Genomic DNA, 12,341 nt, shown 5'->3' on the forward strand with positions numbered 1-12,341 from the left:
GACATGTCGAAGCCGACGGTCCTGGAGGTCGCCGGCCGCGAGGTGACGATCACCAACCCCGAGCGGGTGGTGTTCGCGGCCGCTGGGCACACGAAGCTGGATCTGGTGCGGTACTACCTGGCGGTCGCCGACGGGGCGCTGCGCGGGGTGTACGGCCGGCCGATGATCCTCAAGCGCTTCGTGAAGGGCATCGAGGAGGAGGCGGTCTGGCAGAAGCGCGTGCCCGCCAACCGGCCGGACTGGACCGAGGTGGCGGAGCTGCACTACGCGTCCGGCCGCTCGGCGCAGGAGGTCGTCGTGCGGGACGCGGCCGCGCTGGCCTGGGTGGTCAACCTGGGCTGCGTCGACCTCAACCCGCACCCGGTACGCGCCGAGGACCTCGACCGCCCGGACGAGTTGCGGATCGACCTGGACCCGGTGCCGGGCGTGCCCTGGCGACAGATCCTCGACGTGGCCATGGTGGCCCAGGAGGTGCTGGCCGACCACGGGCTGACCGGGTGGCCCAAGACGTCCGGGTCGCGCGGCTTCCACATCTACGCGCGCGTCGACCCGCACTGGTCGTACCGGGACGTGCGGCTGGCCGCCGAGACGGTCGCCCGCGAGGTGGAGAACCGGGCTCCGGACCTGGCCACCAGCAAGTGGTGGAAGGAGGAGCGGGAGGGCGTGTTCGTCGACTTCAACCAGAACGCCAAGGACCGCACGGTCGCCTCGGCGTACTCGGTGCGGCCGACCCCGGACGCCCGCGTGTCGACGCCGCTGACCTGGGCGGAGGTGCCGGAGTGCCGCCCGGAGGACTTCACCGTGCCGGCGGTCGTCGACCGGTACGCGGCGATCGGCGACCCCTGGCAGGGCATGGACGAGTCGTCCGGGTCGCTGCTCGGGCTGCTCGACCTTGCCAAGCGGCTCGGCCCGGCGGAGAAGCCGCCGAAGGGCACCGGCCGCCGGCAGTCCACGATGCCGCTCATCGAGATCGCGCGCGCGAAGACCAAGGACGAGGCGCTCGCCGGCCTGGACCGCTGGAAGGCCCGCCATCCGTCTACTGTGGAACGTCTGGAGCCGGCCGACGTGCTGGTGGACGGCATGCGGGGCCGCAGCTCGATCTGGTACCGGATCCGGGTCAACCTCCAGCACGTGCCCGAGGACGAACGCCCGGAGCAGGAGCCCCTCGAAGTGGACTACAACCCGTGGACCCACTGAGCTTTCCGGCCGCGGGCGACCCGGCGTGGGCCGCGGTCCACGACCAGTCCATCGTGGACGCCGCGAGCAAGGCGCTGGGGCAGTCGTGGCCGGAGCTCACCGCGACCGGCTACCTGCGCTACCGGCGCGACGGTGACCGGGTGGGCTACGAGACGCCGTACTTCGCCCGCCGGGACCGGCTCGCCACCGCGGTGCTCGCCGCGGCGATGACCGGCCGCGACGACCTGCTCGACGACGTCGTGGACGGGATCTGGCTGCTGTGCGAGGAGAGCACCTGGTGCCTCCCGGCGCACGAGCGCGCACCCCTGCCCGACCCGGACAAGCCGGTGCTCGACCTGTTCGCCGCGGAGACGGGCGGGCTGCTCGCGTACACGGATCTGGTGCTGGGCGCGCGGATCGAGGCGGTGGCGCCCGGTACGCGGGAGCGGCTGCGCCGCGCGGCGCGGTCCCGGATCCTGGCTCCCTACCACGAGCGCGAGGAGTGGTGGTACGCCGGCGTCGGTAGCCCGCTCAACAACTGGAACCCGTGGATCCACAGCAACGTGCTCGCCGTCGCGTTGCTGTTGGGTCCGTCCGATGTGGACCAGACCCTCGCGCGGGTCCGAACCGGACTGGACAATTACCTCGCCGTGTGCCCACCGGACGGCGGCTGCGACGAGGGCGTGGCGTACTGGTGGCGGGCGGCCGCGTCGCTCTTCGAATGTGCGGAATTGCTGGGCCGCGGCTACGATCCGGTGCTGCGCAGGATGGCGCGTTACCCGCTGGTGGCCCACGTCGCGGGGAGTGGCAGGTCAACTTCGCGGACGGCCCGGCCCGGCCCAAGCCCGGCAGCGAGGCACCCGCGCTGCTGTACCGCTTCGGGCGGGCGGTCGGCGACCCGGAGGTGATGGCGCACGCGGCGGCGCTCGCCGGTGCGCCCCGGTCGGCGGTGCCGCGCCACCCCGCCACGTCGCTGGCGCGCGAACTGGCCGCCCTCTTCGACCCGCCACCGTCCACAGGGGACTTTCCGTACGTGGGGCGGGAGTGGCTGCCCGACACCGAGGTCCTCGTGGTCCGGGAGCGGCCGGGCCGGGCCGACGGGCTCTTCCTGGCGGCCAAGGGCGGGCACAACGCGGAAAACCACAACCACAACGACGTCGGCACGTTCATCGTGGCCCTGGACGGCCGGCCGGTGCTCGTCGACGCCGGGGTCGGGCGGTACACCCGGCAGACGTTCTCCGACCGGCGGTACGAGATCTGGACGATGCGCAGCACCCACCACAACGTCCCCGAGATGAACGGCCGCGAGCAGGCCCCGGCCCCGCCCACCGGGCCACGGACGTGGTCTGCGAGGGCACCGGGCTGGCCATGGAGCTGCGCGACGCGTACCCGATGGGGGCTGGCATCCGGTCGTGGCGGCGGACGCTGCGGCTGGACCGCGGCGATCCGGCGGCGGTGGTCGTGACCGACGCGTGGGAGCTGGCCGATCCGGGCCGGGTCGACCTGCGGCTGCTGGCCGCCGCGCCGGTCGAGGTCGTCGCGCCCGGCCTGCTGCACGCCGGCGGCCTGGCGATCCGGTACGACCCGGCGCTGCTCACGCCCGCGGTGGAGGCGGTGCCGCTGGACGACGACGAGCTGGCCCGGGTGTGGGGCCCGGCGCTGTACCGGGTGACGCTGTCCGGTCAGGCGCTGGTGGCGTCGCACACGCTGACCGCCGGTAGACTACTATCCCGATAGGAGATAGGGTCTAAGCATGACCGATCTCGTTGTGCTGGTGGGCAATCCGCGCCCCGGTTCGCGGACCCGGGCGCTGGCCGAGGCGCTGGCGGCCCGGCTGGCGCCGATCGAGGACACCCGCGTGCTGGAGCTGGCCGACGTCGTCGGTGTCTCGTTCGGGCCCGAGCCGGCGTACGGCTCGACCTCCGGCGAGGACCTGTTCGCGCTGGTGCGGTCGGCGCGGCTGCTGGTCGTCGCGACCCCCACCTACAAAGGCACCTACACCGGGCTGCTGAAGGTGTTCCTGGATCAGTTCGGCCCGGGGGCGCTGGCCGGCGTCGTCGCCGTACCCGTGACCATCGCGGCGTCCGAGCCGCACGTGGCCTCGGTGAGCGCGGCGCTGCGCGACCTGCTGGTCGAGCTGGGCGCCAGCGTGCCGGCGCCGGCGCTCGCGGTGCCCGAGTCGGCGTTCGGCGCGCAGGCGCTCGGGGCGCACGCCACCCCCACGGCCTACGTGGCGGGGTGGGCGGACCGGCACGGTGACGAGGTCACGCAGGCGCTGGCGGTGCGTCCGGCCGCCCGGTGAGCACGCCGTACAGCCGGGCGTACTCCGCCGGCGTGCCGATCGCGGCGCGGTGCTCGGCGTGGAAGAGGTAGTGGTTCACCGCGGCGGCCAGAAACATCGGGTCGGTCGCCACCAGCGGCGGCAGCATCACCTTCCGCTGCCCCAGCCAGCGTTCCAGGCCGCTGCGGTGCACCAGCTCGGGCCGGCCGATGGCCATCTCGTTGACGTCCTGCCGGCGCTGCCGCGGGTACGGGCCGACCGCGATCGCCTCCCACGGCATGGCCCGGGTCCCCAGCACGTTGAACAGCTTCAGCCCCTCCGGCCGCAGCTCGACCCGCGGCTGGTCCCCGAACACCGCCCGCACCGACGGCACGTAGAGCAGGATCTGGAGGGACGCGAGCGCGAGTAGCGGCACGCTGATCGCCGGGACGTCCGCGAGGTCCCGCAATGCCTGGCCGGCCACCATCGCGCCGATGGCGAGGAACACGGAGGCGTGCACCGCGACCCGCAGGTAGGCGGGCGGTGCGACGAACGCTCCGGCCCGGACTTCGAGGGTGGCCGGACGCCGCGATCGCGTCAGCTGCACCACGTACACCGTCGTCAGGCCGCCGAGCACCACCAGCGGGAGCAGGAGGCCCAGCACCAGGCTGGTCCCCGTCGGCGAGGTCTGCCACGCGCTGCCGGCGAGCCAGGCCACCGCGAGTAGCACCGTCGCCGCCACGAGCAACTGAGCGCGCACCTTCACGCGTGAAGTATGAGGCCCGGATAGCCTGGCCTTCGAGAGGGAGGTTCACGATGGACGCGATCCGCGTACACGAGCACGGCGGCCCCGAGGTGCTGACCCTGGTCGAGACGCCGACCCCCGAGCCCGGGCCGGGCCAGGTGCTGGTGCGGCTGTCCGCCACCGGCGTCAACTTCGTCGACACGTACCACCGCACCGGCCTGTATCCGTCCGTGCCGCCCTTCACGCCCGGCTCGGAGGGCGCCGGCACCGTGGTCGCGGTGGGCCCGGACGTCACCGGGCCCGCGGTCGGCGACCGGGTGGCGTCGACCAACCTGGCCGGCGCGTACGCCCAGTTCGCCGTCGCCCCGGCCAACCGGGTCGTGCCGGTGCCCGCCGAGGTCAGCGACGAGCAGGCCGCCGCAGCGCTGCTGCAGGGCATGACCGCCCACTACCTGCTGCACGACAGCTATCCGGTACGCCCCGGCGACACGGTGCTCGTGCACGCCGCCGCCGGCGGGATGGGCCTGCTGCTCACCCAGCTCGCCACCAAGCTCGGGGCGCGGGTCATCGGCACCGTCTCCTCGCCGGAGAAGGAAAAGCTCGCCCGGCAGGCCGGGCGGCCGAGGTCATCGGGTACGACGACGTCGCCGCCCACGTGCGGCAGGTCACCGCGGACGAGGGCGTGGCCGCGGTCTACGACGGCGTCGGGCACGCCACCTTCGACGCCAGCCTCGCCAGCCTGCGGGTCCGCGGCACGCTGGCCCTTTACGGGTACGCCAGCGGTCCGGTGCCGCCGTTCGACCTGAACCGCCTGGCGACCGGCGGCTCGCTGTCGCTGACCCGGCCGACGCTCGCGCACTTCATCGCCCGCGACGACGAACTGGCTCGCCGCGCCGCCGACGTGCTCGGCTGGGTCGCCGACGGCACGCTGACCATCACGGTCGGCGGCCGCTACCCGCTGGCCGCCGCGCCCCGGGCGCACGACGACCTTCAGTCCCGACGGACGACGGGGAAGCTTTTGCTCATTCCGTAGCATGACCCCTGTGGAGGGGTACGCGCCGGAGGACTGTGCCGTCCGCCAGATCCTGGACCGGGTCGCGGACAAGTGGTCGCTGCTCGTCATCGCGCTGCTCGAACGGCGTACGCTGCGCTTCACCGAGCTGCGCCAGAGGATCGACGGCATCAGCCAGCGGATGCTGACCGTGACGCTGCGCCAGCTGGAGCGCGACGGGCTGGTCCGCCGTACCGTGCACCCGGTCGTGCCGCCGCGGGTCGACTACGAGCTGACCCCGCTCGGCGCGACCCTGCACGCCACCATCCAGTCGCTGGTCACCTGGACCGAGGATCACCAGGACGAGATCGCCGCCGCCCGTGCCGCGTACGACGAGCGCGTCGCCGGGTAGGGTCGGCCGGTGCTCGCCTCCCTGGCCGTGGCGGATCCCGCCCGCCCGCTGCTGACGTACTACGACGACGCGACAGGCGAGCGCACCGAGGTCTCCGGCGTGACGCTCACCAACTGGGTCGCCAAGACGGCCAACCTGCTCGCCGCCTGCGGGCTGGTGGCGGGGGACCGGGCCGCGGTGCTCCTGCCGCCGCACTGGCAGACCGCCGCCGTACTGCTCGGCTGCTGGTCGGCCGGCGTGGAGGTGGCCTTCCACAGCGCGGCCACGGCCGGGCTGCCGCGGATCGGACCGGGCGCGGACGAGCCGGTCGGCGCCGTCTTCGCCGCCCTCGACCGGGTCCGCGACATCATCGAGGACGTGCCGGAGGCCGACCACCGGTTCGTGCTCGGCCTCGGCCCGATGGCCACGCCGCTGCGCGAGGTGCCGGACGGCTACCTGGACTACGTCGCGCAGGTGCGCGGGCACGCCGACACGTTCCGCCCGGACGCCCAGGTCCGGTACACGGACGCGGCCACGGTGGACGGCACGACGTACGAGGAGTGGGGGCGGGGCGCCCGGGGCGTCGCGGAGGCGTACGACATCCGCGCCGGCGACCGGGTGCTCATCGACGCGGCGAGGTTCGAGCACCCCATCCAGTGGCTGCTGGCGCCGCTCGCCGCCGGCGCCACGCTGGTCCTGTGCGCCAACCTCGACGCCGGGGCGCTCGACGCCCGTACCCGGGCCGAGAAGGTGACCCGCGTGCTGCGCGGCTAGGCCGGCGCTTTTCCGCAGACGAAGTTCGGCTCGGCCTTGTACGTCCAGCTGAACTTCTCCCGCTTGACGACCTTGCCGCCCTTCTTGAAGATCCGGTACGCGTCCTGCGTGAACCCGGGCAGGCCGGCGGTCTCGATGCACTTGGGGCCCGGCTCGAGGTACGTGGTCTTCGGCTGGGTGATGTTGCGCCGCGCGCTCCACTCGGTGGTGACGCTGTCGTAGACCTTGGTGCTCCAGACCGACACGGTGAGCGTGCTGGACGTGTACGAGGTGTCGATCAGCACGCCGTAATCGGTGTTGTTCTTGAACTTGAAGTCCAGGTACGGCGGGAAGATCGTCGACTCGATCACCGGCGGGTACCGGGAGAAGTAGTACGAGTGCGGCTTGTGCTCGACGTCCTGCATGCCGGCGTAGTAGACGGCGTTGAACAGCGTGGTCGTGAACTGCGAGACGCCGCCGCCGGGCCCGGGACCAGCTTGCCGTCGACGATGGTCGGCGCGTCCTTGTAGCCCTGGTCGTAGCTCCGCTCGCCGGTGTGCGTGTTGAGCGAGAACGTCTGGCCGGGCAGCACCAGCGCGCCGTCCGCCTCCTTCGACACCAGCACGATGTTCTGGCTGCGGGGAGACGACAGCCCGCCCGGGAACTTCGTGGTGAACGTGGAGACGCGCTCCTTGATGCCCAGCTTGGCCACGGTCTCCGTGGTGGTCTTCGGCGCCACCTTCGTCAGCGTGCCGGTCACCGTCCGGCCGTCCGCCTTCGGCAGTACGCCCAGCAGGTCCGTGCTCAGCGCGGCGGTGTCCACCTGCTGGCCGTCGGCGCCGGCGACGACCGTGGGCTTGCCGCCCTTGAGCGCGACGGTGGCGTCCTTGGCCGGCACCTCCACCTTGGCCAGCGGGGTCGCGAGGGCGGCGCGCAGCTTCTTCTCGTCCACCCGCGGGTTGATCTTGCCGGTCTTGTCCGCGGTGAGGACCAGGCTCTTCGCGATCGCGGCCGGCGGGACGGTGACCGTGCCCCGGTCGGTGGTGACGGTGACCGGGCTCGCGACCGCGGGCGTGGCCAGGTCGGCGACGAGCTTGTCGACCTCTTCCTTGGTGGTGGCCGGGTGCACCTCGACCAGCGGCACCGCCACCGGGTGGATGCCCAGCCAGCCCTCGCGCAGCGCCTGCGCCGCCTTGTCCGCGTCCAGGCCCTTGCCCGGCTGCGGGTACGTCGCCTTCGGCGTGGTGCCGGTGAACGTGATCGACGGCAGCTTCATCGCCTGCGCGTCCTTGCCCAGGCTCTTGCGCAGCACCTCGTCGACCTTCGCCGGGTCGACGGTCACCACCGGCTCGACCGTGCGCGAGCCGAAGAGCAGGCTCAACGGGTTGCCCCGCCCTTCGCGGCCGACGCCACGGTGGCTTCCACGTCCACGCCCAGCCCGACCTCGGCCGGCTGGACCTCGGTGGTCTGCTCGTTGTCGCCCAGCCGCACCGGGATCGCCGCCTCGAGCCGGCCGGCCAGCCCGCCCAGCCCCGCCTGGAGCGCCTGCGCCGCCTCGGCCTTGCTCTTGCCGCCGATCTTGATGCCGAGCACCGTCGTACCCGGGGCACCTCCCCGGCGTACGCGTAAGCCGAAGCACCACCCACGGACAGCAGGACGGCCGCGGCGATCCCGCCCGCGAGCAGCACCCGCCGCCGCCCTTGCCCGCCCGCGGCGCCGGCGCGGGCGCCTCCGCCGGGACCGCCGCGAGCTGCACGGTGGGCGCCTCGTCGGCGAACGGTCGCTGGCCTTGTGAAGTCACGCTGGCCGATGGTACGCGACAGCCCGCTGTTAGGGTCCCCTGGTGGTTCTACGTGTGCCCTACACCGGCGATGAGAAGCTCAGCCTGCACGCCAGCCTCAACCGTCACCGCGAGGTCGTGTTGTGGAAGGTCGGCGGCCTGGACGACGAGCGGCTCCGGCAGCCGGTCACTCCGTCGGGGACCAACCTGCTCGGCCTGGTCAAGCACCTGGCGGCCAACGAGTACGCCTGGTTCTGCCAGACATTCGGGCGGGAGACCGAGCCCTCCCGTTCGACGACGAGGACGAGAACGCGGACCTGCGCGTGGAGCCGCACGAGAGCACCGACGACGTGCTCGCGTTCTACGCCCGCGCCCGGGCGGCGGCCGACCAGGTGATCGCCGAGGTCGAGATCGAGGACCTGGGTACGGCCTGGTTCGGCGAGCAGGTGTCGATGCGGTGGGCGCTCATCCACATGATCGAGGAGACCGCCCGCCACACCGGGCACCTGGACATCCTCCGCGAACTCCTAGACGGCCGCACCGGCGACCACGAGGAGTGACCTCTCTCCCGCCTTGCTTTTGCGCCTTGCTCTTGCGCGTTGCTTTGCGCCTTGCTTTTGCGTCGATCAAGGGCGAACGGTCGTGGTTTGATCTCCAATCCACGACCGTTCGTCCTTGATCGACGGCGAAATCCTTGATCGACGCGGTGGGCGAGGTGGGTGGGGGCTCGCCTGGGTCGGGGGCAGGGCCCGATTGTTGCGGTGATCATGAAGTTAGCGTCAGGGCAAGCGCTCTCCCCACCGTTAACCCCATGATCACCGCAGGCTGGCGTCGGTCGGATACATCCGGACGCAAGATCCCGCCCTGCCCCACCAGGTCCACTTGCCGGCAAGCGACCAGCCGGCGCCGCTTGACAGCACCGGGGAACTACCCGGCCTTGGGGGGCGCCCTCCTCCCGCGCAGCCCCGGTGGGGGCGCCCTACTCACACGTAACAGCTGCTGCCGAACCCCAGCCCAGCCCCGCCCGTCCCCTCGGCCTGGCCACCTCGCCGATCAAGGGCAACGCCGTCGATCAAGGGCAAACGGTCGTGGTTTGGAGATCAAAGCACGGCCGTTTGCCCTTGATCGACGGGCGAGGCCCGGAGAAGAGGGCGCAAGAGGGGAGGGAGATGGGGGCGCGGTAGCGTGCGTGCAATGGACGGCGAGGTGGACGTCAGCGGGCACCATCACGGGCACGCGCACGGTGCTGGGGATGGGCCGGCGCACCAGCGGGCGGGGCGGTTCGCGCTCACCGTGCTGGCGTGCGCGGCCGCTGTGACGCTCATCGCGATGGTCCTGCTGTGGCCGCGCGGCGACGCCGGAAATCCGAACGCGGGCGGGGACGCGGTCCAGGTCACCGGGGATGTGGTCGCGGTCACGCAGGCCGAGTGCCCGGCCGACCAGCCGGAGTTGCCCGGCGGCGGTCAGCGGATCTGCGGCACCGTCGCGATCACGCTGACCGAGGGCGCGGACAAGGGCAAGCAGGTCGAGACGGACATCCCGGCCGGACCGGGTGCTCCGCGGGTCGAGCCGGGCGACCACCTCGTGTTGATCGTCACGGAGGGTTCGGCCTCCGGCGCCGACTACCAGATCATGGATCACCAGCGTGGTACGGGCCTGTGGGTGCTCGGCATCGCGTTCGCGCTCGCTGTGGTCGCGTTCGGGCGGTGGCGCGGGCTGGCGGCGCTGGGCGGGCTGGCGATCACGTTCGGCGTGTTGCTCTTCTTCATCGTGCCGGCGATCCTGGACGGGCGCTCGCCGCTGCTGGTGGCGGTGGTCGGCTCGGCCGCGATCATGTTGTCGGTGCTGTACCTCACGCACGGGTTCACGGTGCCGACCTCGGTGGCGGTCCTGGGCACGCTCACCAGCCTGACGTTGACCGGGCTGCTCGCCGCGCTCGCGACGGCCGCGCTGCACCTCACCGGCGTCGGCACCGAGGAGACCAACTTCCTCAGCCTCACCTTCAGCGACGTCAACATGCAGGGCCTGCTGCTGGCGGGCATCCTGATCGGGTCGCTGGGCGTACTGGACGATGTGGCGGTGACCCAGGCGGTGACGGTGAGTGAGCTTTCCCACGCCAACCCGTCGCTGTCCGCGGTCGGGCTCTACCGGGCGGCGTCCCGGGTGGGCCGCGCGCACATCACCAGCGTGATCAACACACTCGTGCTGGCGTACGCGGGCGCGTCGTTGCCACTGCTCATCCTGCTGGCGGCCGGCCACACGCCGCTGGGTCAGGTGCTCACCACGCAGATGCTGGCCCAGGAGATCGTCCGCAGTGTGGTGGGCACGATGGGCCTGATCGCCGCGGTCCCGATCACGACGGCGCTGGCCGCACTCATGGCCCGACAGAGGCCACAAAAGCCGGCAAAGGTGCCGAAAAGGCGCAGGGCAGAGATCGATTGGAGCTCAGCCGCGCCGGACGAGGTCGCCCACCTCCGTCCGGGACGACACGCCCAGCTTGCGCAGGATGTTGGAGACGTGCACGGCGGCGGTCTTCGGTGAGATGTAGAGGCGCCGGGCCAGCTCGCTGTTGGTGAGCCCGTCGCTGATCAGCACCGCTACCTCGCGTTCCCGCGGGGTGAGCGCGGCGGGGCCGGTGACAGCCGGCGGCGCGTCGGCGGGCGCCATGCCGAGCCGGGCGCGCACCTGCTCCAGCTGCGCCACCCGCCATCCGCCCCACCCGGCCAGCAGCGTGGTGGCCGCCTCCACCTGCGCCGACGCCCCCGCCGACGAAGCCGACGAGCCCGACGAGCCGGACGAAGCCGACGAGGCCGAAGGAGAAGCGAGCAGGCAGCGGGCCGCGCCGACGTGGATGGTGCCGCGGATCGCCGGCCCGATGACCGGCGCCTCGGCGATCGACAGGTAACCGGCCAGCGCCTCCGCGTGCCGCCCGCGCGCTTCGGCGAGCTGCGCGTCGACGAGCGTGCGGTACGCGTCCCAGGTGTTGTCGTCGAGCAACGTGCCCGCCAGCGAGTCCAGGCGCGGCTGCGGCAGCCCCAGCTCCAGGGCGGCCGAGATCAGGTCGTGGGCCTGGTCGCCGCTGCGCCAGGTCTGCGCGGCCAACGCCGTCAGCAACTGGTCCAGGGTCGCCTCGGCGCGGGCCAGGTCGCCGCGGCGGCAGGCCAGGTGGAACGCCAGCCCGGGGATCGTCGTCGGCGGGTTGTCCGGCACGGCCACCAGGTCGGCGATGACCCGCTCGGCCTTGTCCAGCTCGGTGGCCTCCAGATAGAGCCCGGCGAGGAAGACGCCGTGGTAGTCGGCCCACCGGCCCCGGCGCCGGTAGCCGCGGTCCTGCTCGCGCCCCTCTTCCAGGGCGGCGATGGCGGCGGCGAGGTCGCCGGCCCACATGGCGAGCCGGGCGCGCCCCTGGAAGTACGACGACACCGCCAGCGACTCGAACCCGGCCCGTTCCGCGTCGACCCGCATCCGTTCCAGCCGCTCGGCCTGCTCGACCGGGGACGCGGGCGGCTCCTGCACCAGGTGGTTGAGCGCCCGCGCGGCCAGCACCCACTCGTCGGCCTTCTCCGCCTCGTCGACCAGGCCGGCCAGGATCTCCCGGCCCTCGGCAGCCCGGTCCGGCCGCTCGGTCAGCGTCGAACCCTTCTCGACCAGCGCCGCCAGGCGTACCAAAGGAAGGTCGAACTCGTCGGCGAGCGCCAGCGCCCGGTCCGACCACAGCAGCGCGGCGTCGAGATCGTCGAGCAGGTAGGCCGACTGGGCGATCGCGGTCATCGCCCGCGCCTGGTCGGCGCCCGGCGGGAGCTGCGCGATCAGCGTCTCGATGTGGCGGGTCATGGCCCGCATCTCGTCGAACTCGCGGGACTCCCACGCGATCCGCACCAGCACGTAGAGCGACTCGGCCCGGTAGGTCGTCGTGTCGGCGCCGTCCCGCCAGCGCCGCCCGTACCGCAGCGCCTCGTCCAGCAGCCCGGCCAGCCACGCCGCCCGCGCGGCGCCGGCGAGCAGGTCGCTGTCGTCCGGCGACTCCTCCAGGCCAAGCTCGGCCAGCTGCAGCGCCTGATAGGCCGAGCCGATCGACAGATACAGCGCGGTGCCGCGCCGGGCCGCGGCCACCATGTCGTCATACCGGCCCGCGCCGTGCGCGTGGTGCGCGACCAGCGCCGGGTCCGACGCGCCACCTTTCAGGAGTACGTCGAGAGCGGCCTCGTGCAGTCGCCTGCGTTGCCGGCCCAGCATCTGCTCGGC

General features: G+C 72.7%; 11 protein-coding genes and 3 pseudogenes. 11 read left to right on the plus strand and 3 right to left on the minus strand.

Features of this window, described 5'->3' with window-relative positions:
• Positions 1–3 precede the first annotated feature (3 nt).
• The 5 genes from Prum_RS37640 to Prum_RS37660 are packed head-to-tail and all read left to right on the plus strand — an operon-like array spanning position 4 to position 3,478.
• On the plus strand, positions 4–1,197 hold the full coding sequence (locus Prum_RS37640; RefSeq protein WP_173081414.1) for a DNA polymerase domain-containing protein: 1,194 nt from the start codon (positions 4–6) through the stop codon (positions 1,195–1,197).
• Positions 1,185–2,084 carry a hypothetical protein gene (locus Prum_RS37645; RefSeq protein WP_173081416.1) on the plus strand — a complete coding sequence of 300 codons (900 nt, stop codon included), beginning with the start codon at positions 1,185–1,187 and terminating at the stop codon, positions 2,082–2,084. The genes Prum_RS37640 and Prum_RS37645 overlap by 13 nt, the downstream gene beginning before the upstream one ends.
• Positions 2,084–2,641 (plus strand): heparinase II/III domain-containing protein, encoded by a 558-nt coding sequence (locus Prum_RS37650; protein WP_173081418.1) that lies wholly within the window; start codon positions 2,084–2,086, stop codon positions 2,639–2,641. The genes Prum_RS37645 and Prum_RS37650 overlap by 1 nt, the downstream gene beginning before the upstream one ends.
• The gene (locus Prum_RS37655) at positions 2,638–2,913 is read left to right on the plus strand and encodes a hypothetical protein (RefSeq protein WP_173081420.1); all 276 of its coding nucleotides are present in this window, start codon (positions 2,638–2,640) and stop codon (positions 2,911–2,913) included. Before Prum_RS37650 ends, Prum_RS37655 begins: the two co-directional genes overlap by 4 nt.
• A gap of 16 nt (positions 2,914–2,929) precedes the next feature.
• Positions 2,930–3,478 carry an NAD(P)H-dependent oxidoreductase gene (locus tag Prum_RS37660; protein WP_173081422.1) on the plus strand — a complete coding sequence of 183 codons (549 nt, stop codon included), beginning with the start codon at positions 2,930–2,932 and terminating at the stop codon, positions 3,476–3,478.
• Here the strand turns inward: Prum_RS37660 and Prum_RS37665 are convergent.
• Positions 3,441–4,202, minus strand: a complete 762-nt coding sequence (locus tag Prum_RS37665) for a PH domain-containing protein (protein ID WP_173081424.1) — start codon at positions 4,200–4,202, stop codon at positions 3,441–3,443. The two genes, Prum_RS37660 and Prum_RS37665, sit on opposite strands and share 38 nt — an antisense overlap.
• A gap of 50 nt (positions 4,203–4,252) precedes the next feature.
• Between Prum_RS37665 and Prum_RS52550 the strand changes: the two are divergent.
• The 4 genes and pseudogenes from Prum_RS52550 to Prum_RS37680 all read left to right on the plus strand — a co-directional run.
• Positions 4,253–4,513 (plus strand): annotated as a pseudogene (locus Prum_RS52550) (alcohol dehydrogenase catalytic domain-containing protein); the annotation flags it as partial.
• Between the two features lie 323 nt (positions 4,514–4,836).
• Positions 4,837–5,214 (plus strand): zinc-binding dehydrogenase, encoded by a 378-nt coding sequence (locus Prum_RS52555; RefSeq protein ID WP_246278355.1) that lies wholly within the window; start codon positions 4,837–4,839, stop codon positions 5,212–5,214.
• A gap of 1 nt (position 5,215) precedes the next feature.
• Complete coding sequence (locus Prum_RS37675; RefSeq protein ID WP_173081426.1) at positions 5,216–5,584, plus strand: winged helix-turn-helix transcriptional regulator; 369 nt, start codon at positions 5,216–5,218, stop codon at positions 5,582–5,584.
• Between the two features lie 9 nt (positions 5,585–5,593).
• A complete protein-coding gene (locus tag Prum_RS37680; RefSeq protein WP_173081428.1) occupies positions 5,594–6,337 on the plus strand; it encodes a TIGR03089 family protein in 744 nt (247 codons plus the stop codon).
• Here the strand turns inward: Prum_RS37680 and Prum_RS37685 are convergent.
• Positions 6,334–8,117 (minus strand): annotated as a pseudogene (locus tag Prum_RS37685) (VanW family protein). The gene Prum_RS37680 and the pseudogene Prum_RS37685 sit on opposite strands and share 4 nt — an antisense overlap.
• Before the next feature lie 117 nt (positions 8,118–8,234).
• On the opposite strand from Prum_RS37685, the pseudogene Prum_RS55420 reads away from it, so the two are divergent.
• Positions 8,235–8,656: pseudogene (locus tag Prum_RS55420) on the plus strand (DinB family protein).
• Between the two features lie 634 nt (positions 8,657–9,290).
• A complete protein-coding gene (locus Prum_RS37695; RefSeq protein ID WP_246278356.1) occupies positions 9,291–10,637 on the plus strand; it encodes a YibE/F family protein in 1,347 nt (448 codons plus the stop codon).
• Here Prum_RS37695 and Prum_RS54675 read toward each other — a convergent pair.
• Entirely contained in the window at positions 10,542–12,332 is a 1,791-nt protein-coding gene (locus Prum_RS54675) for a LuxR C-terminal-related transcriptional regulator (RefSeq protein ID WP_308785448.1), read from the minus strand. The genes Prum_RS37695 and Prum_RS54675 overlap by 96 nt on opposite strands.
• Positions 12,333–12,341 lie beyond the last annotated feature (9 nt).

This window comes from Phytohabitans rumicis (genome assembly GCF_011764445.1).
Classification (GTDB): Bacteria; Actinomycetota; Actinomycetes; order Mycobacteriales; family Micromonosporaceae; genus Phytohabitans; species Phytohabitans rumicis.